This is a genomic window from Pseudoramibacter porci (assembly GCF_009696145.1).
Taxonomy (GTDB): domain Bacteria; phylum Bacillota; class Clostridia; order Eubacteriales; family Eubacteriaceae; genus Pseudoramibacter; species Pseudoramibacter porci.
This window is the reverse complement of the sequence record NZ_VUMO01000002.1, coordinates 82,057-105,645: the sequence shown is the minus strand read 5'-3', so window position 1 is coordinate 105,645 and position 23,589 is coordinate 82,057. Positions and strand designations below refer to the sequence as shown.

General features: G+C 54.7%; 18 protein-coding genes. 16 read left to right on the top strand and 2 right to left on the bottom strand.

What is annotated here, in order from left to right; genetic code table 11:
* The first annotated feature begins 5 nt into the window (after positions 1 to 5).
* The 5 genes from dapF to FYJ52_RS02225 all read left to right on the top strand — a co-directional run bounded on the left by dapF (position 6) and on the right by FYJ52_RS02225 (position 7,782).
* The gene (gene dapF / locus FYJ52_RS02240) at positions 6 to 806 is read left to right on the top strand and encodes a diaminopimelate epimerase (protein WP_154575633.1); all 801 of its coding nucleotides are present in this window, start codon (positions 6 to 8) and stop codon (positions 804 to 806) included.
* On the top strand, positions 803 to 1,984 hold the full coding sequence (locus FYJ52_RS02235; RefSeq protein ID WP_154575632.1) for an LL-diaminopimelate aminotransferase: 1,182 nt from the start codon (positions 803 to 805) through the stop codon (positions 1,982 to 1,984). Before dapF ends, FYJ52_RS02235 begins: the two co-directional genes overlap by 4 nt.
* 321 nt (positions 1,985 to 2,305) lie before the next feature.
* Positions 2,306 to 2,482, top strand: coding sequence for a hypothetical protein (locus FYJ52_RS10015; protein ID WP_205960735.1), 177 nt, complete (start codon positions 2,306 to 2,308; stop codon positions 2,480 to 2,482).
* Complete coding sequence (locus FYJ52_RS02230; RefSeq protein WP_154575631.1) at positions 2,406 to 6,155, top strand: hypothetical protein; 3,750 nt, start codon at positions 2,406 to 2,408, stop codon at positions 6,153 to 6,155. The genes FYJ52_RS10015 and FYJ52_RS02230 overlap by 77 nt, the downstream gene beginning before the upstream one ends.
* A 205-nt stretch (positions 6,156 to 6,360) precedes the next feature.
* Positions 6,361 to 7,782 carry a hypothetical protein gene (locus tag FYJ52_RS02225; RefSeq protein ID WP_154575630.1) on the top strand — a complete coding sequence of 474 codons (1,422 nt, stop codon included), beginning with the start codon at positions 6,361 to 6,363 and terminating at the stop codon, positions 7,780 to 7,782.
* Positions 7,783 to 7,917: 135 nt separating this feature from the next.
* Here the strand turns inward: FYJ52_RS02225 and secA are convergent, their stop codons facing one another.
* The gene (secA, locus tag FYJ52_RS02220) at positions 7,918 to 10,245 is read right to left on the bottom strand and encodes a preprotein translocase subunit SecA (protein ID WP_205960734.1); all 2,328 of its coding nucleotides are present in this window, start codon (positions 10,243 to 10,245) and stop codon (positions 7,918 to 7,920) included.
* A gap of 298 nt (positions 10,246 to 10,543) precedes the next feature.
* Between secA and glpK the strand changes: the two genes are divergently transcribed.
* The 11 genes from glpK to tuf all read left to right on the top strand — a co-directional run bounded on the left by glpK (position 10,544) and on the right by tuf (position 22,123).
* Positions 10,544 to 12,034: a glycerol kinase GlpK gene (gene glpK / locus FYJ52_RS02215; RefSeq protein WP_154575628.1), complete on the top strand. Its 1,491-nt coding sequence runs from the start codon at positions 10,544 to 10,546 to the stop codon at positions 12,032 to 12,034.
* A complete protein-coding gene (locus FYJ52_RS02210; RefSeq protein WP_328598748.1) occupies positions 11,989 to 12,594 on the top strand; it encodes a glycerol-3-phosphate responsive antiterminator in 606 nt (201 codons plus the stop codon). Before glpK ends, FYJ52_RS02210 begins: the two co-directional genes overlap by 46 nt.
* Before the next feature lie 42 nt (positions 12,595 to 12,636).
* Positions 12,637 to 14,145: an FGGY-family carbohydrate kinase gene (locus tag FYJ52_RS02205; protein ID WP_154575627.1), complete on the top strand. Its 1,509-nt coding sequence runs from the start codon at positions 12,637 to 12,639 to the stop codon at positions 14,143 to 14,145.
* Positions 14,146 to 14,169: 24 nt separating this feature from the next.
* A complete protein-coding gene (locus FYJ52_RS02200) occupies positions 14,170 to 14,925 on the top strand; it encodes an SDR family NAD(P)-dependent oxidoreductase (RefSeq protein ID WP_154575626.1) in 756 nt (251 codons plus the stop codon).
* Positions 14,926 to 14,946: 21 nt separating this feature from the next.
* Positions 14,947 to 16,410 carry an NAD(P)/FAD-dependent oxidoreductase gene (locus FYJ52_RS02195; protein WP_235901493.1) on the top strand — a complete coding sequence of 488 codons (1,464 nt, stop codon included), beginning with the start codon at positions 14,947 to 14,949 and terminating at the stop codon, positions 16,408 to 16,410.
* A gap of 12 nt (positions 16,411 to 16,422) precedes the next feature.
* Positions 16,423 to 17,682 (top strand): NAD(P)/FAD-dependent oxidoreductase, encoded by a 1,260-nt coding sequence (locus FYJ52_RS02190; protein ID WP_328598747.1) that lies wholly within the window; start codon positions 16,423 to 16,425, stop codon positions 17,680 to 17,682.
* Positions 17,683 to 17,695: 13 nt separating this feature from the next.
* Positions 17,696 to 18,061, top strand: coding sequence for a DUF1667 domain-containing protein (locus FYJ52_RS02185; protein WP_154575624.1), 366 nt, complete (start codon positions 17,696 to 17,698; stop codon positions 18,059 to 18,061).
* Positions 18,062 to 18,069: 8 nt separating this feature from the next.
* Complete coding sequence (locus FYJ52_RS02180) at positions 18,070 to 18,933, top strand: class II fructose-bisphosphate aldolase (protein WP_154575623.1); 864 nt, start codon at positions 18,070 to 18,072, stop codon at positions 18,931 to 18,933.
* An 88-nt stretch (positions 18,934 to 19,021) separates the two neighbouring features.
* Complete coding sequence (locus tag FYJ52_RS02175) at positions 19,022 to 19,252, top strand: DUF1858 domain-containing protein (RefSeq protein WP_154575622.1); 231 nt, start codon at positions 19,022 to 19,024, stop codon at positions 19,250 to 19,252.
* A 110-nt stretch (positions 19,253 to 19,362) separates the two neighbouring features.
* Positions 19,363 to 20,811 (top strand): proline--tRNA ligase, encoded by a 1,449-nt coding sequence (gene proS, locus FYJ52_RS02170; protein WP_154575621.1) that lies wholly within the window; start codon positions 19,363 to 19,365, stop codon positions 20,809 to 20,811.
* A gap of 121 nt (positions 20,812 to 20,932) precedes the next feature.
* Positions 20,933 to 22,123, top strand: a complete 1,191-nt coding sequence (gene tuf, locus FYJ52_RS02165; protein WP_154575610.1) for an elongation factor Tu — start codon at positions 20,933 to 20,935, stop codon at positions 22,121 to 22,123.
* 101 nt (positions 22,124 to 22,224) lie between these two features.
* On the opposite strand, the gene FYJ52_RS02160 is transcribed toward tuf, so the two are convergent.
* Positions 22,225 to 23,496 carry a phosphotransferase gene (locus FYJ52_RS02160; protein WP_205960733.1) on the bottom strand — a complete coding sequence of 424 codons (1,272 nt, stop codon included), beginning with the start codon at positions 23,494 to 23,496 and terminating at the stop codon, positions 22,225 to 22,227.
* Positions 23,497 to 23,589: the final 93 nt, after the last annotated feature.

The following is a 23,589-nucleotide window of genomic DNA, read 5'->3' as shown; positions in this document are numbered from 1 at the left end:
GCATCATGCAATTTACATTTACAAAAATGGAAGGTCTCGGCAACGACTATCTTTACGTTTACGACGACCCGGACAAATACGACGCGCCGGCCTTGTCGATCCGGCTGTCTGAACGCCATTTCGGCGCAGGCTCCGACGGGATGATCTGGATTGCGCCGTCGGACCAGGCGGATTTCAAGATGCGGATTTTCAACGCCGACGGCAGTGAAGCGATGATGTGCGGCAACGGCATCCGCTGTGTCGGCAAATACGTTTACGACCACGGCTACACCGACAAGACCCATCTGCACATCGATACCCTGTCCGGCATCAAAGCGCTGGACCTCCTCGTTGAAGACGGCAAAGCCGTTGGCGCGACGGTCAACATGGGGAAGGTCGAAGTCTCTGGCCCTAAAACGCTGGACGTTGACGGCGAAGCGGTGACCTGCCGGCCGGTTTCGGTGGGCAATCCCCACGCGGTGATTTTCGTCGAAGACGGCGAAAACGCACCGCTGACCACCTTGGGTCCGAAGGTTGAAAAGCACCCGGCTTTCCCGGACGGTGTCAACACGGAATTTGTTCAGGTCATCGACCGTCACCACTTGAGAATGCGCGTCTGGGAACGGGGCAGCGGCGTGACCCTGGCCTGCGGCACCGGCGCCTGCGCGTCCACCGCGGCCGCAGTCGCCGAAGGGTTCTGCCCGAAAAATGAAGACGTGACAGTCACCCTCGACGGCGGCGATCTGCACATTAAAATCACCGATGACGGGGCGGCGATCATGACCGGCCCGGCCACCACAGTTTACAAAGGAGAAGTTACACTATGATTCCCAATCACCACTACGACGAGCTCGTCTCGTCCTATTTGTTCTACAACATCGACCAGAAGGTCAGTGCGTACGTGAAAGATCACCCGGACGCCAAGCTCTACAAAATGGGCATCGGCGACGTCACCCTGCCGCTGGCAGACGTTGTTATCAAGGCGCTGCACGAAGGGGTTGACGACCAGTCCAAGAAAGCAACCTTCCACGGCTACCTGCCGGAAGTCGGGGCCGATTTCCTGCGCGAAGCGGTTCAAGGCCATTACAAGGAACGGGGCGTCGATTTGGATATCGGCGAAATTTTCGTGTCCAGCGGCGCCAGCGACGAACTCAGCCACATCCTGAACCTGTTCGACAAGAAGAACTCGGCCCTCGTCATGGAGCCGGCTTATCCGGCGTACGTCGACGCCAACGTCATGGAAGGCCGTGAAATCATCCACCTGCCTTCTTCACGGGACAACGGCTTCCTGCCGATGCCGACGGACGATCTCAAGGCGGATCTGATCTACATCTGCTCACCGAACAACCCGACTGGTGCGGTGTTCAACAAAGAACAGCTGAAGGCGTGGGTGGATTACGCGAACGCCCACAATTCGGTGATCATTTTCGACGCGGCTTACGAATGCTTCATCGCCGATCCGGAACTGCCGCACAGCATTTTCGAAATTCCGGGCGCGCGGACCTGCGCCATTGAAATCTGCTCGTTCTCGAAGACGGCGGGCTTCACCGGGACGCGCTGCGGCTACACGGTGATCGGCAAAGATCTCGAACGGGAAGGCATGAACCTGAACGCGATGTGGGTGCGCAACCGGACGACGCGTTCCAACGGGGTGTCCTACATCATTCAGAAGGGCGCTGCGGCTGTCTTTACGCCGGAAGGCCAGGAACAAATTCAGAAGAACATCGACGTCTACCGCAACAACGCGAAGGTTGTCATGGCCGCGCTCGACGAATTAGGTCTGTGGTACTGCGGCGGCAAGAACTCGCCGTACATCTGGATGGCCTGCCCGGACGGCATGGACAGCTGGACGTTCTTCGACAAGCTGCTCAACGAAGCGCAGATCGTTGGCACACCGGGCGAAGGCTTCGGCGACTGCGGCGAAGGCTATTTCCGTTTTTCGATGTTCGGGGATCCGGACGACACTAAAGAAGCAGCCAGACGCCTGGTCGAGCTGCTGAAATAATTGGCGCAAACATCAAAACACATTTGAATTTAATGAAGTCTGCTCATTTGAGCAGGCTTTTTTTATTGAGCAATATTGTAAAAACAAGATACCCCTCTGTGTAAAGAAGTGTCTTTTTGTGATGAATGATAACCTCTTTATTCGAAATTTAGCGCAATTATTTATAAAATAGCTTGAAAGTAGCAATATAACCTTCTATAATTAAATTAAGAGTTACTTAAATGGGAAAGTGGCTCAATTTTTTGATTATCTCGTTAGATGGCGCAAAACTCACGATAAGACAGTGCGTCCTATCTGATCATGATGGAAAGGAAATTAGAATTGAAAAGCGAAAGAGGATCATCCAAGCAAACGCTTAAGCGCACGGCAGTCAGTTTAACGCTGGCAGCAGCAACTTTGGCGAGCGGCCAGGTGGCCGTCAATGCACAGGCGCCTTCGGCCGACGCGTCGGACGTCTCGACTCAGACCGTTGATACAGGGGGGGGGTATAGCCACTAGCAGCTCGAACATTGCGCAGCCGAAAAGCTCCGAATCAATCGCCGATACAGCGCAGACCGCGCCAAATGATTCACAAGAAACGGCACAAACCAATACAGCGGCTTCTTCTGCAGCTCAGACCACTTCTCAGAATAATTCAGCTGCAGTAAGTGGAAAACCTGCAGCTCAAACGGCGGACCAAACAGAAAGCCAAGCGTCAACTTCAACCGCGAGTGACGTCAAAACCACTGACACGCCCGCCTCAAAGACAACGCCTTCTTCTGCATCTGCAAAAGCAGCCAATACCCTCGGTGAAAAATATGAAGCAGTTCAGAAAGCCAAGACGGAAGCCTCAGCTAAACAGGAAGTCTCAAATACCGCAAATCAGAAAGCAGATGATGCTAAATCTGACTTAACGCAGGCAAAACAGATCACAGAAGATGCTCAGTCGGATTATAATAACGCCAAATCAAATGTTGACACGGCACAGAAAAATTATGACAATGCCAAAAAAGACACTGAAAATGCGCAAAAGGCATTAGATCAGGCAAAAGCTGAACAGAAAGCAGCAGAAAATCGTGTGGCAACAGCCAACAAAGCATCGGATGATGCGGAAAATGCAGTAAAAGCCGCTAAAGATAAAAAAGACGCTGCTGAAAAAGCTCTGGCAGATGCTAAGCAGGCTGCTTCTGGAACAGTTACGGACAAAGCAGCAGCTGACGCTAAAGTTGCTGATGCACAGAAAGCCTATGATGAAGCTGCTCAGGCGGTCGTCAATGCACAAAAAACAGCCGATGCTAAATATAACGATCTGCTCAAAGCACAGTCTGATTTAGACGCTTTAAATACTGGGTCACAAGTTGAAAAGGCAGCGCAGGCGTTAAAAGCAGCGCAGGAAAAAGAAAATGCAGCACAGACGGCTTACAACACTGCCAAAGGTGCTTCTGAAAAAGCAACTTCTGACTTAGATGCAGCGAAGACCAATCAGGCTGATGCCAAGAAAGCTTTAGAGGATGCTCAGAAGGCGGCAAAGCAGGCAGAAGATGATCTTGCCACTGCCAATAGTACATATGAACAGGCAAAAAATATTTATGATAATGCCGGTCAGAAATTTATTGAATCTCATACAGCATCAGATGTATCAGTTGATTCCATCATGGAACGTGCAAGAACGACAGGTGGATCACATGACACATCAATCATGACAGGTATTCCTTCAGGAAATGACAGTTTTCGTACTATTTCCCAATGGGATGTCTTAAATAATAAACATTTTCAGGACGCACTTAAGAGCGCATTCAATGCCGATAACATTGAAAAAGATATTGCTTTTATGGAAGAAGTCAATGCTGACCGTGCAAAAGAAGGGAAAGATCCATATCAAGTCGATTATTCGGTTCTCTTTGACTCAATCTTCAATTCGGCATTTCAGTCTGTTTTAGGTAATGAATTTGGCATTTATGATCACTGGAACGCAGGATTGTATAGTCAAACTTGTGTAGGTACTTACGATAAAAATGGAAATTCTATAATTGTATCTGATTATCTGTCAAGTTGTACACCAAATCCTAAAACACCGACAGAAGAAGAAAGTAAAACAGAACTTTACGATATATTAGGCAATGATCTCGGGGTGACATTAGGTGAAGCCATAAAAGATTCGGATAAACTTACACAGTCTGGGCCTTGTTATACTGACAACAATACTTACGCGCATGCTAGATTTGGCGGTGAAAACTTAGCGTGGGGTTGGTATAACGACAAGGGTGAAGCTGATCCGGTTTATGGATGGTACGACTATGAAAAAGAAACTCACGAATTAAATGAAAAGTACAAAAATGATCCTGCTAAGTTAAAAGAAATCTACAATGAAAGAGGCGGATGCGGTCACTACGGTGCCATCAAGAGTGATACCTTTAAGGTAATGGGTATTGGTTTTGTCGATGATAATTCGATTAACTACAGTGCAGAAGGCACTGACAATAACTACGGGATTGCCTTTAATCCAGATGGATACCATTATGCTTATACGTCTGCTATGGAAATGTGTACCATTCCTAAAACCGCAACAGCTGAAATTACCACCGTTGACAAAGTAAAAGAAGCCTTCCAGAATTACATGAAAGACATCAAGCAGAAACTTTCTGATGCGAAAGACGCTTTGACAAAGGCTCAAAATGCAAAAGCAAAAGCCGATCAAGCTGTTAAAGACGCACAGGCAAAGGTTGACGCTCTGGTCTCTACTGTAACAGATGCTCAGACGAAAGCAGACGAAGCAGCAAAGAAACTTTTCGACGCACAGTCTAAGTTGAATGAAGCGAAAGCTAATACTGAAAGCGCACAGGGGGATTACAATAAAGCCCTTGAAGCAGATCAGAACTTGGCTAAAGCGATCCAAACACAGCAGAAGGTTGTCGATCAGGCAAAAGCTGAAAATGAATCTGCACAAAAGGCACTGTCTGACGCTAAAACTAAACAGGCAAAAGCCAATGAAGCGTTAACCACAGCACAAACTGAACAGAAAAAAGCAGATCAGAAAGCAAAAGATGCTCAGGCTGATGTGACCGCAAAGGAAAAGAGCCTTAATAATGCAGCAGCAGCGCTTAAAGATGCTGAAAATACGAAAACAAAAGCTGATCAGGAAAAAGCGGATGCAGCTTCTAATCAAACCGCCAAGGACAACAAAGAAAAAGATGCTGAAAATAATAAGTTAACGGCTGAACAAAAAGAACAGCAGCTCTTAATCCTGTTAAATCTCAGCAAAGCTAATCTGGCAGATACTGTTAGTGCTCACATCAAAGCTTTACCAGAAATCAACAATTTGACCTTAAATGATAAAGACAGTGTGGATACTTTAGCGAAAATCTATGACAGCATGACCAAGGACACACAATCTCTTATCAATAAAGAAGATGCGAACAAATTAGATCAGGCCAGACAGAAAATTGCAGACCTTGTATTGATTCAGAAAGATAAGGATACTGCAAAAGCGGTTGCCGACAAGGCAGACGCCCTGCCAAAGGACATCACAGCGGACAATGCAGCCGCCGTCTACGACGTACAAAAGGCGTACAATCACTTAACCGACCGTCAGAAAGACTTTGTCGGGCAAGAAGCCAAAGACAAGATTGCCGCTGCGGTGAAGGCTGCGGACAAAGCCACCGCTGACGCCGTCAATGACGCCATTGCCGCTCTGCCGGATCAGATCACGTTGAAGGATAAGGACGCCGTCAAGGCCGCCCGCGCCGACTACGACGCACTGACCGACGATGCGAAAGCCCAGGTCGACCCGGCGAGATTGACCGCCGCGGAAAAGGCCATCCAGAATCTTGAAAAAGAACAGGCCGATCACGACGCGGCGCAGAAAGTCGACACGATGATCAATGCGCTGCCGAAGTACCCGAGCGCCAAAGACCGCGCTGGGATTCTGAACGTCTACCGCCGCTACCAGGCCCTCTCTGCAAACGCCAGGGCGATGCTGCCGGACGGCGACGTGGCCCGGCTCCTCGACGCGATGAAGGCCGCCAATGCCGCAGGCAACAGCAGTGCCGCGGCCGTGAAATCGGCTCAGGGCAAGACGTCCGGCTCGCCGAAGACAGGGGACACCACCGCAGCCAGCGCCGAAACCGTCGCGCTCCTCGCCGCCATCGCCGGCCTGAGTCTGGCCCTCAAACGCCGCCGCGAAGACGCGTAAAGTTAAAAATTATTAGCCATCTCATTTTTATAAAAGGGCTGTCGCACGTAGACGGATCGCATCTGCGTGCGGCAGTTCTTTTTATTTGGCAAGTGGGCACCATCCCCACATTAGTAACCTCATATTGACTTATGTAACGCGTTGCTTTATAATAAGATCAACCGTAGATTAAAATATGGCGGTTATTTTCTTTAAGGAGAAAGCTATGAACTCGAAAGCATTTAAAATATTAGCAGGTGTTGCAGCGTTAAGTACGGTTGGCGCACCGGTAACGGCTTTTGCGTCACCAGTAAAAGCGACAGAAACCGAAAACACCAATACACAAACGACGGCAACGGCCGGCGATGTGAAAACGACCGATCAGGCGTTGGCGGACACCAAAAAAGACGCCAAAGACGCCAAACAGGATACGGCAAAGACTGAAACAGCTGACAACGCGGCAAAGACGGACGCAACTGATAAGACTTCTGATGCCAAGGATGCGGCAGCTCAGGACAACGCGGGCGAAAAGCAGGCGGGCGACAAAAACGCGGATAACCAAAACAAAGCCGCGGACGATCAAGGGAAGACCGATGCGTCCAGCCAGCTCTCTGACGTCGAAAAAGGGTATGTTAAGACCTTAGACGATTATATTCAGGGGACAACGGAGATCGATTTAAATAATTTATCGCAGTATAATTTATTTGATTTATATGATCGTACCGAGGGCTATTCTATGGACCTTTCGAAGATCAGCGAGGACTTCATTAAAAATCATGGTTATACCGATAAATATAATCAGGCGAATAAAGTGACGAAGGCGGTTGAAGCCTATTTTGACAGCATGTTTAACAGCCCAGAATGCGTCACTTTCCGAAATAAAATGAAGACCATTGATACCTCCACACCGGAAGGGGCAGATGCGGCGTTAAAAGCTTATAGCCAGCTCAGCCCAAGACTTCAGGAATACATGTGGATGTACACCGATCCAGATCAAAACTTGCTGATTCAGGAAGTGATTGAAAATGATCCGCAGATCAAACCGGTGCTCGACATCCTCGATAGCGATGCTAATCCGGACTGGAACGCTTTCTTCAAGCAATATAACCAATTATCACCGGAGAAGAAAGCCATTGTCAACAACTTAGATTCGGACAAGATTAAATCGGGCGCGAAGTCATTGATCGAAAAATCGATCGACGATGCCAACAAGAGCAAGCAGTCGGATGCGCTGAAGAATTTCCTCGCGGGCTTCGCCGAAGCGGCGGCCAACCCGACCACTCAGCATATGGATCAGCTCGCCAAGGAATACCGCAGTCTGTCGAAGGCGGATCAAGCCTACGTCCAGAGCCATCTGCAAGGCGCCTACGATTATTACGGCCTCGACAACGCGGGCGCGGAAGCGCAGAACAGCGATCAGAAGGAAAGCGATAAGGGCAATACCGCTCAGAACCATTCGACGGTGACGAATAAACTGGCGGCGGTTCTCGGAAAAGCGAAGGCGGCGACTGTGACGGGCACATCGCCAAAAACCGGCGACAACACAGAAGCCATGGCCGAAATTATGGCCATGCTCGCGGGTATCGGCGGTGCAGCGGGCGTCGGCATCTTCAAGTCGAGAAAAGCAAAACGGGCGCTGCGAAGATAAGCAGGAACGTGTAACAAAATAAGACGTGCGTCTTTAATTCAAAGAATTAAAGGCACACGTCTTTTTTTAATGGTTTGATTTTTCAGAAAAGCCCTCGCCTTGTATCAAGCTAAGGGATGAGAAAAGGCCCTGTGATCAATAATTGGTCAAATTGGCCAATTCCTTGATGGTCTCCAGCACGATGCGGCGGTTCATCTCGTCGAACAGGTCGGCAGATTCCCTGCTGTATTCGACGATCGGGTCGTTCTGTCCGTAGGCGCGCAGGCCGATGCCCTGGCGCAGCTGGGCCGTCAGGGTCAGGTGGTCGACCCAGGCCGCGTCGACCTGGCGGAGCAGCACCAGGCGCTCCATATTGTTGGCGATGGCCGCGCCGAATTCTTCGACGTGGGCGGCGTGGAGGGACGCAAATTGCTGCATCAGTGCGGCCCGCAGGGTGTCAATGTCGCGGATTTGCACCAGCTCGCGCTGGGGAATGGGGATGTTGTAAGCTGAAAGGGTTCTGATGAATTGCTGGGTGTCGATTTTTCGGCCGTCGGTCACGCAGGCGCCGATGATCGCGTCGGCCGCGTCGCCGGCCATGGCGGCGATTTGGTCGGAGAGATCGGCGCTTTCCATGACGGTTTGGCGCTCGCGGTAAATCAAGTCCCGCTGGCGGCTGATGATGTCGTCGTATTGGAGCACCTGTTTGCGCTGGTCGGCGTTTTTGGCCTCGAGGAAGTCCTGGGCGGCCTTCACCGCGCGCGCGGCGGCGGCGCCGACAATGGGCTCGTCTTCGGGATAATCGGCGTATTTGGCCATGAGTTTCTCGGCTTTTGGGCCGCCGTAAATCTTGAGCAGGTTGTCCTCGAGGGAGAGGTAAAACTGGGATTCTCCCGGGTCACCTTGACGGCCGGCGCGGCCGCGGAGCTGGTTGTCGACCCGGGCGGATTCGTGGCGCTCCGTCCCGATGACGCAGAGGCCGCCGGCCGCCCGCACGCCGGGCCCGAGCTTGATGTCGGTGCCGCGGCCGGCCATATTGGTCGAGATGGTCACGGCGCCCCGCTGGCCGGCCTGGGCGACGATGGCCGCTTCTTCGGCGAGGTGTTTCGCGTTGAGCACCTGGTGGGCAATGCCGGCGCGGCAGAGGGCCGCACTGAGCTTTTCCGACGCGCTGACTGACGCCGTGCCGATAAGCACCGGCTGCCCTTTCTCTAGGCAGGCCTTGACGTGAGCGGTTACGGCGCGCAGCTTGCCCGCCTCGGTGGTGTAAATCTGGTCCGGCCTGTCGACCCGTTGGATGGGCACATTGGTCGGAATGGCAATGACGTCCATGTGGTAGACGCTGCGGAATTCTTCGGCCACGGTTTGGGCCGTGCCGGTCATGCCGGCGATTTTGTCGAAATGCCTGAAATAATTCTGGAGGGTGATGGTCGCGAGGGTCTTGGCCTCACTGCGAATGGCGACGCCTTCCTTGGCTTCGATGGCCTGGTGGAGCCCGTCGGAAAACTGGCGGGAGGGCATGACGCGCCCGGTGTATTGATCGACGATGACGACTTTCCCGTCCTGAATGATGTAGTCCACGCCGTTATCCATCATGCCGTTGGCGTAGAGGGCCTTCTCGATGTCGTGGACCAAGGCGGCATTTTCGGCGGCGGCCAAATTGTCGACGTGGAAAAAGGCTTCGGCTTTGGCGATGCCCGTTTCGGTCAGGGTGATGACTTTGTCCTTCTCGTCCTTGTCGTAATCCGCTGCGTCCAGGGATTTGATGAACCGGTCGGCCCGTTCGTACTCGCCGGCGTCCCGGGTGGCTTCGCCAGAGATGATTAACGGCGTGCGGGCCTCGTCGATCAAAATCGAATCGGCCTCGTCGATGATCGCGTAATGGCGCCGCGGCTGCACCTGATCGTCCAAATCGGCGGCGATATGGTCCCGGAGGTAGTCGAAGCCGAATTCGCTGCTCGTGCCGTAGGTGATGTCGCATTGGTAGGCCGCCTTGCGCGCAGCCGTCGACATACCGCTGACGACGAGCCCAGTTGAAAGTCCGGCGAAGGCGAAGACCTGGCCCATTTGTTCGGCGTCGCGCTTCGCCAGATAATCGTTGACGGTGACGATGAACACCCCTTGGCCGGAGAGGGCGTTTACAAAGGCGGGCATGATGGCCACCAGGGTCTTGCCCTCGCCGGTTTTCATCTCGGCGACACCGCCGTCGTGGAGCACCAGGCCGCCGAGAATCTGAACCGGGAAGGGCCGCATGCCCAGCACCCGCCAGGCGGCCTCGCGAATCAGCGCGAAGGCGTGGATTTTGATGTCGTCCGCCGTCGCGCCGTCTCTCAGCCTTTGCTTCAGCGTCTCGGTCACCGTCAGAAATTCTCTGTTGGCGAGCTGAGCGTATAACGATTCGAGGTCGAGAATCTGCTCGACCTGGCTGCGGTAATGGCTGACATGGAATTGATTAAAGATGGCATCTATTTTTTCGTATCTCATACGTCTCATCATACCACAGATCGAAGGAATGGCGTACACTGAAAAGCGATTTCACAGCAAAACAGGCAACAGTTCAAATCAGCCCACGAAAAAATAAACTTGACATCGTTTTCTGGCCATGTTAAGATAAATGCACAAAACAAAATAATCCGATTTGAATCAAAATTTGGAGAGTTGGAGAATGGGATGGAAATGCAGAGTCCTGTTTAATGAGTTGCGAGATCCAAAAAGGGTCGCGCAGTTTATTAAGCAGGGCTTTTTGTGTTTTCAAAGATTTCATGCATCGGGGAGGATGAAAATGAAACAGTATATTTTGGTTATGGATCAAGGCACCACTGGCTCGCGCGGCGTCGTCTACGACACCACCGGCAATGTGGTCGCTATCGATTACGCGGAATACAAGCAGTATTATCCCCAGTCTGGCTGGTGGGAACAGGATGCGGGCGACGTCTGGCAGGTGACCTTAAAGACGTCCCAGAACGCGATTGCCAAGGCCGGCATCACCGGCGCCGACATCAAGGCCATTGGTATCACCAACCAGCGGGAAACGACGGTCATGTGGGACAGTGAAACCGGCGAACCGGTTTACCACGACATCGTCTGGGGCTGCCGCCGGACGGCGCCCATTGTCGAACGGCTCCGCCAGGAAGGCTACAACGCGATGTTCAACCACAGGACCGGGCTGGTGCTCGACCCGACTTATTCCGGCACGAAGATCAGATGGATCCTCGACAACGTGCCCGAAGCGGCGGAAAAGTCGAAACAGGGCAAGCTCAAATTCGGCAACATCGACTGCTGGCTCCTCTGGAATTTGACCTGCGGGCGGGTCCACGCCACAGACTGCTCCAACGCGGCGCGCACCCTCTTGTTCAACCCCTACGAAGGCAAGTGGGACGACGCATTGCTCGCGGCGCTGGATGTGCCGGCAGACATCCTGCCGGAGGTCAAAGATTCAGTGGGGTATTTCGGCACAGCGGACCCCAAATGGTTCGGCGCGGAAATTCCAATCACCGGCATCGCCGGCGACCAGTCGGCCGCATTGTTCGGCCAGGCCTGCTTTGAAGAGGGCAGCGCGAAAAACACCTACGGCACGTCTGCAGTGCCGCTGATGTTTACCGGCGACAAGGCGCCGCGGACAGAAACCGGGCTGATGACATTGGCCTGGGGCATCGACGGGCACCTGTCCTACTCGATGGGGGCGTCCATTCTCATCGCGGGCCAGGTGGTGCAGTGGCTCCGCGACAAAATGAAATTCTTCGGGAAATCCAGCGAATCGGAAGCCATGGCGGCCAGCATTCCAAACAACGGCGGAATCTTCTTCGTGCCGGCCTTTACCGGCCTCGGCGCGCCTTTTTACGATCCGAAGGCCAGGGGTATGATCATCGGCATCACCGCCGACACGACACAGGAACAAATCACCCGGGCGGCCCTCGAATCCATGGCGTATCAGACGCGGGATCTCCTCGAAGACATGGCCGAACACTCGGGCATCGCCCTCAAGGAACTCAAGGTGGACGGCGGCGCGGCACAGAACGATTTCCTGATGCAGTTCCAGGCCGACATCCTCAACTGCCGGGTTATCCGCCCGAAAGATATTGAGACCACAGCCAAGGGTGCCTGCTATCTCGCCGGGCTGGGCTGCGGCGTCTGGAAGGATCAAAGCGAGCTCAAAGACCTGTGGGAAGCGGACAAAGTCTTTGAACCGCGCATGGGCGACACTGAACGGGAAGCGCTCTACGAACAGTGGCGCGAAGCTGTGAAGCGTTCCGCCGGCTGGGCGCGCGGATGAGCGGCGCCAGGACAGACGGACGGCCGTCCTTTCAGGTGATCCCTTCGATTCGCCGTCTCGGCGATTTGGAGTGGGCCCTGAAAAGCAAGCGGCAGACGATTTTGCTCACCGGTGCCGACATTGCCAATCTGCCGCTACTAGCCGAAAAGGTCCACCGCGCCGGGAAAAAGGTGCTCATCAACATGGAACTCCTCGGCGGATTCGGACGGGACGAGGTCGGCATCAAGCTGCTCAAGCATTATTTCAAGGTCGACGGCGTCATGTCCACCGACCGGATGCGCCTCGGCATGGCGCGCAACATCGGCCTGTACACGATTCAGCGCTTTCTGATCTCCGATTCCAAGGCGCTGGACACGACCCTTCGGATTTTGAAATCCACCCGGGCCCAGGCGGCGGAAATTCTGCCGGCGAAGGTCGCGGTGGACGTTTTGCCAGAGCTGAGGAAGGTGACGTCCATCCCGCTCTGGGCCGGCGGCTTTATCCAGACTGCGGAAGAGATCGAAGGGGTCGAGCAGGCCGGATTCAACGGTGCCACCACCAGCGAAAGGCGTTTGTTTTAAACGAGATGGGAAGGAACGGAATTTCAGATAGAGAGGTGTAAAATGGAAAAATATTTGCTGGGTCTCGACAACGGGGGGACCATGTCCAAAGCGGCATTGTACGATTTAGAGGGACATGAAATTGCGGTATCCAGCCGGAAAACGGAGCTGATTCAGCCCCAGCCGGGCTTCACCGAAAGAGACAGTAACGAGATGTGGGCGGCCAATGTCGGCGCGATCCGCGCGGTGATCGCCCAGGCGGGCATCGACAGCGGACAAATTGTCGGCGTCGCCGCGACCGGCCACGGCAACGGCGTCTACCTGACGCAGGCCGACGGCACGCCGGCTTATAACGGTATCATTTCAACGGATTCCCGGGGCAACGCATTTGCGGCCCAGTGGCAGCAGGACGGCACCTTTGAAAAGATTCTGCCCAAGACCATGCAGTCCTGCTGGGGCGGTCAGCCGACGACCATCATCAAGTGGTTTTTAAAATATCAGCCGGAAGTCATCGAACGTACCCGCTGGGTCTTTATGTGTAAGGATTTTATCCGGTTTAAACTCACCGGCGAGGCCTACGGTGAAATCACCGATTATTCTGGCTCGTCGCTGATGAACGTCCGGGATGTGTGCTACGACAAGGACCTCCTCGCGGAAATGGGCCTGGAATGCATTTACGACAAGCTGCCGCCCCTGCGCTACTCCGGCGAAATCTGCGGCTACGTGACGGAAGAGGCGGCGGGGCTCACCGGCCTCAAGGCCGGCACGCCGGTGGCCGGCGGATCGATGGATATCCACGCGTCGGCAATGGCCGTCGGCGTCACCGACGAATCGGCCATGTGCGTGGTTGCCGGGACGTGGAGCATCAACGAATACATCAGCAAGACACCGGTGGTCGACAAGGATTTGTTCATGACGTCCATCGACACAATCCCGGGTTATTGGATGACCCTCGAAGGCAGTCCGACCTCGGCGTCCAACCAGGAATGGTTTTTGACCGAGGTGCTCAAAGGCGTCGACCTGCACGACCGGGGCATTTACGACTTTGCCAATGAGGCGGTGGTCCGGGCCGGGGACGACGACAAAGGGCTGGTCTTCCTGCCCTTTTTGTTCGGCAGCAACGTCAACATGAACGCCAAGGGCGCCTTCATCGGGCTGCAGTCCTGGCACACCCGGGACGACATGCTCCGGGCGGTGTACGAAGGCATTGTGTTCAGTCACAAATACCACATCGAAAAGCTGCTCAAGTATCGGGATGCGCCGGACTTGATCCGGATGGCCGGCGGCGTCGCCAAATCCAAGATCTGGGTGCAGATGTTCGCGGATATTCTGCAGGTGCCAATCGAAGTCGCCCGCAGTCAGGAGCTCGGGGCTCTCGGTTCGGCGATCAACGCCGGCGTGGCCGTTGGCGTCTTCCCATCCTTTAAGGAAGCCTCGGAGCAGATGGTCGACGTGATGTACACGGCGCGGCCGGATCTGTCGAAAAAGGACGTTTACGACAAGAAATACCGGCGCTATCTCAAAGTCATCGATGCCCTGGACGGCGTCTGGGACGATTGGGACGAAATGTAAAAGCGAAAGAAATCGAAGGACAACATGGATTTAAAATTAAAAGGTAAAAATGCGATTGTAACCGGCGCCTCGCGGGGCGTCGGACGGGCTGTGGCCCTTGGGCTCGCCAGAGAAGGCGTCAATCTTGTGGTCACTGCTGGCCATTTAGAGGGGGCCGAAAAGACGGCAGCGGCAGCCAGGGCCCTCGGCGTTCAGGCGACAGCGCTGGCCGCCGATTTCGCCGACCCGGCCCAGGTGACGGCGATGATGCAAAAGGCAGAGGCGGCCCTTGGGAAGATGGATATCTTAATCAACGACGCGGGGATCTTCCTCCAGGGGTGGTGCCAGGACATCAGCCTTGAGGATTGGCAGCGGACGATGAACGTGAACCTGACGGCGTCTTTTTTGACTTCTCAGTATTTTGCCAAGGCCAATCTCGACGCCGGGCGGGGCGGCAAAATCATCAACGTCAATTCACAGGCCGCCTTTCACGGCTCGACGACGGGCCACGTGCATTACGCGGCGTCCAAGGCCGGCATGGCCGCGATGACCATCTCGATGGCGAGAGAGCTCTCGCCGAAGGGCATCACTGTCAACGCAGTGGCGCTGGGGATCGTTGAAACGGATATGATTGCGAAAAGCATGGCCGAACATCCGGGGTATTACGAAAGCCGGATCCCCATCGGCCACGTCGCAAAACCGGAGGAAGTTGCCGACGTCATCGTCTTTTTGGCGTCCAGCCCGGCCGATTACATGACCGGCGCGACGGTCGATCTCACCGGCGGCATGCTGATGCGGTAATTGAAAAAAGGGAGGAAAAATTTGAAAGCGGACAATCAAAAAATATACGACGTGATCGTCATCGGCGGCGGGATCACCGGCACCGGCGTGATTCACGAACTGGCGAAGTACGACATTGATGTGGCCCTGCTGGAGCGCAAGAACGACATCGGCATGGGCGCGACAAAGGGCAACGGCGGGGTGGTTCATCCCGGCTACGATCCCCATCCCGGCACCCTCAAGGCTAAGCTGAACCCGCGGGGCGCGCGGATGTACCCGCAGCTCGCAAAGGACCTCGATTTCAATATCCGACACACCGGCACCCTCGTCGTCGCCTATTCCGAAAAGGACTTGAAAAAAGTCGACGAGCTCTGCGACAACGCGCGGATCAACGGCGTCGAACAGGTCGAACGGATCGACGCGGCGCAGCTGCAGAACCGGGAGCCCAACATCAATAAGAAGGCCCTCGGCGCCCTGCTGGCCCACACGACGACGATGATCGATCCCTTTGAAGTGGCCGTGGCCTTTTCTGAAAACGCGATTGTCAACGGTACGGACATTTTCCTGGAATCGGAAGTGAGAGGCATTTCGAAAGACGAAGACGGCAATTTCACTATCCAGACGAATCGCGACACCTACCGGACGCGTTACATCGTCGATGCGGCAGGAATTTACGCTGACGATGTCGCGGCCATGGCCGGCATCCACGAGTACAAGATTCAGGGGCGCCACGGCAATCTCTGCGTGGTCGACAAAAATCTGCCGACCCCGATTCATACCGTCATGTTCCCGTGTCCAAGTCCGGACACCAAGGGGATTGCGCTGATTCCGATGGCCCACGGCAATTACATCATCGGCTCGACGGCGACGATGCGCACCGATAAAGAGGATACCAGCAATGACGCCGAAGGCATCCAGGATCTGCTCAACGGCGCGCACCACCTGATTCCAGGCTTTGATGACGGCTCAGTCATCCGCACCTTCGCCGGTCAGCGGCCAGTGGCGCTGGACAACGATAACGATTTCTGGATCTGCGAATCGGAAACGGTGCCCCATTTCATCCACGCGGCCGGCATTCAGTCGCCGGGGGCCGCTTCTTCGCCGGGCATTGCCGAGTACGTTCGGGATTTGTTGGCCGACGCCGGCCTCGACCTGAAGCCGCGTCCGGGCTACAACAAATACCGCAAGGCGCCGGTGGACTTCAGCGAATGCAGCGACGAAGAAAAAGATCAGATCATCGCGCAGGACCCGCGCTACGGTCAGATCGTCTGCCGCTGCGAAACGGTCACGGAAGGCGAAATCGTCGCGGCGATCCATCAGACCCTCGGCGCGCGGACCGTCGAAGGGGTCAAACGCCGCACCCGCGCGGGCATGGGCCGCTGCCAGAGCGGTTTCTGCCAGTTCAAGGTTATGAGGATTCTGGCGCGGGAACTGGGTATTCCGGAAGAAGAAGTGAAGTTCGAAGAAGACCATTCGCCGGTTTTGTTTGGGCCTGTGAAGAGATAAAGGAGAATCAGAGTGAAGACTTATCAATACGATGTGGTAGTGGTCGGCGGCGGGCCGGCCGGTCTGGCGGCGGCCCTCTCGGCCAAAAAGCAGGGCGCCAGCGTGGCGATTCTCGAACGCAACGGCGAACTGGGCGGCATTCTCGAGCAGTGCATTCACGCGGGATTCGGCCTCCACGTTTTTAAAGAAGAGCTGACCGGTCCGGAATACGCCGAACGGTTTATCGACCAGGTCGCCGATCAGGACATCGACGTGTTTTTGAACACCATGGTTTTGGACATTACGCCGGACCGCCACGTCTCGGCGATCTGCGGGGAAGGGGTGCTCCATTTTGAAGCGGGGGCCGTCATTCTCGCCATGGGCTGCCGGGAACGGACCCGCGGCGCCATCCGCATCCCGGGCGACCGCGGCGCCGGGGTGTTCACGGCGGGGATCGCCCAGCGCTACATCAACCTTGAAAATATGAAGCCGGGGAACCGCGCGGTGATTCTCGGCTCCGGCGACATCGGGCTGATCATGGCCAGACGGCTGACCCTCGAAGGGATCGAGGTCGAAGGTGTTTACGAAATCATGCCCTACCCCAACGGGCTGTACCGCAACATCATCAATTGTCTGGACGATTTCGGCATCCCGCTGCATTTGTCGACGACGATCACCCGGATCAACGGCAAGGACCGCGTGCATTCGGTCGAAGTCGCCGAAGTGGATGCGAACCGCCGTCCCATTCCGGGAACCGAACGGGAAATTGAATGCGACACGGTGCTGCTCTCAGTTGGGCTCATCCCGGAAAACGAACTGAGCCGGAAGGCGGGCGTCCCCCTCGACCCGGTGACGAAGGGGCCAGTCGTCGACGAAAACCTTGAAACGAAAGTGCCGGGGATTTTCGCCTGCGGCAACGTCCTGCACGTGCACGACGTCGTCGATTACGTCACCGCAGAAGCACAGGAAGCCGGCGAAAAAGCGGCGCTGTACGCGAAAAATGCGCTGAAGCCCGCGGCCAAGCAGCTCGCGGTGAAAGCCGAAGGGGCGGTGCGATACACGGTTCCAGGCTTTGTCGATCCGGGGGACGGCACAGACAAGCAGATCAAATTCCGGGTCGGCGCGCCGATTGAAAGCGGCGTGACCGTGGTGAGTTCGGGCGGACAGGAGATCTACCGTGAAAAGAAAGCCCACCGTTTCCTGCCGAGCAATATGGAAATTCACACCGTAGCGTGCGATGCGCTCAAAGGCTGCACAGCACCCTTGACGGTGCGTGTAGAAATCCAGGAATAAGGAGGAGCCAAAAATGAAAAAAGTAAAAATGAGCTGCACTACCTGTCCGAACAGCTGTGAGCTTTTGGCGACGGTCGACAACGACCAGGTGGTCGCGGTGGAAGGGAATCTGTGTAAGCGGGGCGTCGATTTTGCCGAAAATGAATGGCGCTGCCCGGTACGGACTTTGACGTCGACGATGATTCTCGACACTGGTGCGAAAGCGGTACTGGTCCCGGTGCGCTCAGCGAAGCCGATTCCCAAAGCCGTGATGCAGGAGGCAATGGCGGCCATTCAGGCGAAACACCTGCACCACCCGGTTAAAATAGGCGAAGCCTTGATCGATAACGTCGCGGGAACGGGCGTCGCGATCGTCGCGGCGAAGACCGTCAGAATGTAGGTGGCTTTATGCTGGTACATTTAAACGAACTGCTGCAGAACGCGTATACGCGCCGTGTGGGGATCGGCGCCTTTAATACGCCGAATTTAGAGGCGGTCCGCGCGACCATCGCCGCTGCTGAGGCCCGGGGCGAAGGGGTCATTCTGCAGCACGCCGAGCTCCACGAGTCCGTCATGCCTTTATCGGTCATCGGGCCGGTGATGGTGGCCGCGGCTGAAAACGCCCGCGTGCCGGTGGCCGTGCATCTCGATCACGGCGAACATCTGGATTACCTCAAAAGAGCGCTGGATTTAGGTTTTACATCTGTCATGCTCGACGCGTCGGCCCGGCCCTACGAAGAAAACGTGACGATGACAAAGCAGGCGGTTGATCTGGCCAAATCCTACGGCGCAGCAGTTGAAGCGGAGCTGGGCCGGGTCATCCGCCCGGCGTCCGGCGGCGGCACCGATGATCCGGAAAACCTCCCGCCCGACGCGTCCTATACTGACCCGAAAATGGCGAAGGCTTTTGTGGACACCACCGGCGTCGACTGCCTGGCCATCGCCTTTGGTACGGCACACGGAGTCTACACCTCCAAACCCGTCCTTGACGTGAACCGGGTCGCTGAAGTGCGCGAAGCGGTTCGGCTGCCGCTGGTGATGCACGGCGGCTCCGGTGTGACCGACGACGAAATGCAGAAAGCCATCGAAAACGGTATTTGCAAAATCAATTACTTTACTTACATGTCGCTGGCCGGCGGCGAAGGCGTCCGGACGCTGATCGACGGCGCAGAGGACCCGGCGGGCCTGCGCTTCGATCAGATGGCCCAGGCGGCGCAGGACGCGATGCAGGCCGATGTGGAGCGGGCCATGGCGGTCTTTTCAAGGGGGTAATCTTAATTAGACAAAAAAAGTCTTGATTTCATTTCATTCTGTGATATATTTATAGGCACAAAATGAAGACGAAACGAGGAGGACTCCTATGAAAATTACAAAAGACATGTTAACCGGCGACGTCGTCGCCAAATATCCCGAAGCGGCCCGCGCTCTGATGATGATCGGCATGGGCTGCATCAGCTGCCCGGCTGCCGCCATGGAATCCATTGGCGATGCGTCGATGGTTCATGGCCTCGACGGCGATCAGGTGGTCGATTATCTGAACGACACCCTGCATCTGAATGACGACGCGGACGAAGCGCCGGCTCAGGCATAAAAACGGGAAATAAATCGTAAAAAAGGCTGTTGCTTTTCGGCACAGCCTTTTATTTTGTGCTATAATATAGGCCGTTTAAAAAGAAAATTTATTTATGGGAAAGGATTGCTATGGGGAAAAATAAAGGCAAAAAAGTAGAAGCCATTACACCGCGGGACGTTGATTTTGCGCGGTGGTATACGGATGTGATCTCCAAAACGGAAATGGTGGACTACGCGCCGGTTAAAGGGTTTATGGTCATTCGGCCGTATGGCTACGCCATCTGGGAAAATATTCAGAAGCTGTACGATGCGAAATTCAAGGCGACAGGCCATCAGAACATGTATTTTCCGCTTTTGATTCCGGAAAACATGCTCCAAAAGGAAGCGGAACACGTCGAAGGCTTCGCACCGGAAGTCGCCTGGGTTACAGAAGGCGGCGGCAAGAAACTCAACGAACGCCTGGCCATTCGTCCGACGTCAGAAACGATCATTTGCTCGATGTACAGCAAGTGGCTGAACTCTTACCGTCAGCTGCCGTTTTTGTACAACCAGTGGGCCAACGTCGTGCGCTGGGAAAAGACGACGCGCCCCTTCCTGCGCACCTCTGAATTTTTGTGGCAGGAAGGCCACACCCTGCACGAAACCGCTGAAGAAGCCCAGGAAGAAACCATGCGCATGCTCGGCATTTACCGAGAAGTGGCCGAAAAGGATTTGGCCATTCCGATGGTTGTCGGGCGCAAGAGCGAAAGCGAAAAATTTGCCGGCGCTGCGGCAACCTACACCATGGAAGCCCTGATGCATGACGGCCAGGCGCTCCAGTCGGGGACTTCCCACAATCTGGGCCAGCATTTCACCAAGGCCTTCGACATTACGTACCTCGACCGCAACAACGAACAGCAGTATCCGTACCACACGTCGTGGGGCGTTTCCACCCGGCTCATTGGCGGGCTCATTATGGTCCATGGGGACGACAACGGACTGGTGCTGCCGCCGCACATTGCGCCGATTCAGGTGGCCATCATTCCAATCGCGGCCCACAAACCGGGCGTGCTCGACGCCGCACAGGATCTGAAAAAACGCCTTGAAGGCCGTTTCAAAGTCACCCTCGACGATTCGGACAACTCACCGGGATGGAAATTCAACCAGTGGGAAATGAAGGGGGTCCCGATCCGCATCGAACTCGGACCGAGAGATTTGGAAAACAATCAGTGCGTCCTGGCGCGCCGCGACAACGGCGAAAAGATCCCGGCTTCCCTCGACGACATCGAAGGAACCGTCGGCGACCTGCTGGAAACCATTCAGCAGAACCTGTACGATAAGGCGCTGAAGGCCCGCGAAGAAAAGACTTCCACAGCTGAAAATATGGACGAATTCAAGCAGCGCCTCGCTGAAAATCCGGGCTTCGTCAAAGCCAACTGGTGCGGCGATCCGGCCTGCGAAGACAAGATCCACGAAGAAACAGGGGCATCCTGCCGCTGCATTCCTTTCGACGACGAACAGGAAGTCATCGGTGACGGTTCCTGTGTCTGCTGCGGCAAACACGCCGACAAGATGGCTTATTTCGCACGCGCCTATTAAAGACGGCTTAAAAATGCGAAAATCGCTTGAAGTTATCACACATATTATATATAATGTTATGGAACGTTTCTAACAACGCCTATCATTTATTTTAATTATATTAAATAAGGAGATATGACCAATGGCAAAAGAAAAATTTGATAGATCGAAACCGCATGTAAACATCGGGACAATCGGTCACGTTGACCACGGTAAAACCACATTAACGGCAGCCATCACCAAAGTGCTGCACGCGAGATACGGCTCTGGTGAAGAAGTTGCATTCGAAAACATCGATAAAGCACCAGAAGAAAGAGAACGTGGGATCACCATCTCAACGGCACACGTTGAATACGAAACCCCGAACCGCCACTACGCACACGTTGACTGCCCGGGCCACGCCGACTACGTCAAAAACATGATCACCGGTGCTGCACAGATGGACGGCGCCATTCTGGTCGTTTCAGCAGCAGACGGTCCAATGCCGCAGACCCGTGAACACATCCTGCTCGCACGTCAGGTCGGTGTTCCGTACATCGTCGTCTTCTTGAACAAAGCCGATCAGGTCGATGACCCAGAACTGATCGAACTCGTTGAAATGGAAGTCCGCGACCTGCTCAACGAATACGACTTCCCAGGGGACGACACCCCAATCGTTGTCGGTTCCGCACTGAAAGCCCTGGAAGATCCAATGGGCCCAGATGGTGACAAGATTGTCGAACTGATGGAAGAAGTCGACAACTACATCCCAGAACCGAAGAGAGACTTAGACAAACCATTCCTGATGCCAGTCGAAGACGTCTTCTCCATCACCGGCCGCGGTACCGTTGCAACCGGCCGTGTTGAAAGAGGGGTTGTCCACATCGGCGACGAAGTCGACATCGTCGGGATCAAAGAACCGAGAAAGACCACCGTCACCGGGATCGAAATGTTCCGTAAATCACTGGACGAAGGCCGTTCAGGGGACAACATCGGTGCATTGCTCCGTGGGATCGATCGTACTCAGATCGAAAGAGGCCAGGTTCTGGCACAGCCGGGCACCATTCACCCGCACACCCACTTCACCGCACAGGTCTACGTACTGACCAAAGAAGAAGGCGGCCGCCACACACCGTTCTTTGACGGATACCGTCCGCAGTTCTACTTCAGAACCACCGACGTTACCGGCGACATCAAACTGCCGGAAGGCGTAGAAATGGTCATGCCTGGCGACCACATCGAAATGGAAGTCACCCTGATCACACCGATCGCTATTGAAGAAGGATTAAGATTCGCTATCCGCGAAGGCGGCCACACCGTTGGTTCCGGCGCTGTTGCGAAGATCATTGAATAATCTTTAAACAAAGCATCACAATAAAAAGCTCGTGTCATTTTGGCACGAGCTTTTTTATTGGGTTGATTGAGATAGATGCGGTAAATGCCGTATCGAAGTGTTTACAAGCGCTCCTTCGGGTAGCGGTTGGGCAGTTCTCTGAGGAAGTCGATCCAATCCTCAGGCCGGGCGGGTTGGACGCGGCGGCTTAAAATGTCCTGACTCGAGGCCAGCACGAGCTTTTCGGGATAAATGCGTTCCGCGACCGGCAGAATCTTGAAGTCGTGGACGAGCCCCCAGTCGCTGAGCCGGGATGCGGCGTTGAGCGCGGTAAAGGACAGGGCGTCGGCGAAATGCTGATTGAGATAGGCATCGACGTCGAGCTTTCTCAAATTGTAATTGTGCGGGATATTTTCGCGGATCAGCTTCTTAAATTCTTTTTCGAACACGGTGAAGAGATCTGACAGCATATCGAGCAGGTAGCGCTGGTAGTCTTCCCGCTTTTCCTTCGGCTGGCCGCTTTCGCCGAACAGCGAACAGTAGTCGAGCACAAAGGAACCGCAGAGACGGCCGAAGTCCTGAGCAATCGGGCCGAATCCGGCAAATTCGCCGTCGATAATCTTCAGGTGGTTTTCATCGATCATGATGTTAGACGCGTGCAGATCGGTGTGAATCAAGCATTCCTTTTCGTCGGTAAAGAGATGGCTGAGGCGCTTGATCTCGGTCTGCACTCCTTCGTCGTCGATGATGCGCTGGCGCAGCGGCGCAACGGCATCGGGCATGGCGCGTTCCGGGGAGACGATCACGCAGGATTTGAATAAAAAGGTGTAGAGCGCGGTGACTTCCGGGTTGTCGAAATACTGAAGCAGGGTCTGTCTGCGGTATTCGGTCATATTGAGGGCCGACGAGTAAAAGAGGTTGTCGGCGAGAAAGGCGCCGAGCTGGCGGCCGAGACGCGGGTATTTTTTAAACCGTGCGAATTCGAAGCGCAACAGGCTCAAATCCGACAGGTCTTCCATGACGATGACGCCGTTGGGGCGGTCCAGCAGGTAAATTTCAGGGCAGATGCCCGGATGGATTTGATTCCAAAAAATTAAAGCGGCAATTTCGTACTGCATCCGGCTTTGATCGAGCTGCCAACTGGAGACGTAAGCGTCTGGGCTTTTGCGCTGCTGCCGGCTGACGGGGACATCGAGAATCTGCTTGATGACGACGGAACGGCCATCGCTGCCGCGTACGCGGTAGATCAGGTTGACGAACCCTTCGGCGCTTTCCTTGACCTTGCGCAGGTCTTCCACCACGAGACGGCAGGATTTGGAAAAGATGCCGCGTTCCTTGAGATATTGGTCAATTTGTTCTTCAGTCTGTAATATTGTGATAGCGTCCTTTGCCATCGGCATGCCTCCTTTTCTAAGTGACTACAGTTAATTTTAAAGGTTTGCGATACTTCTATTTTACCATATACAAGAACCGGGACGGGAATCATC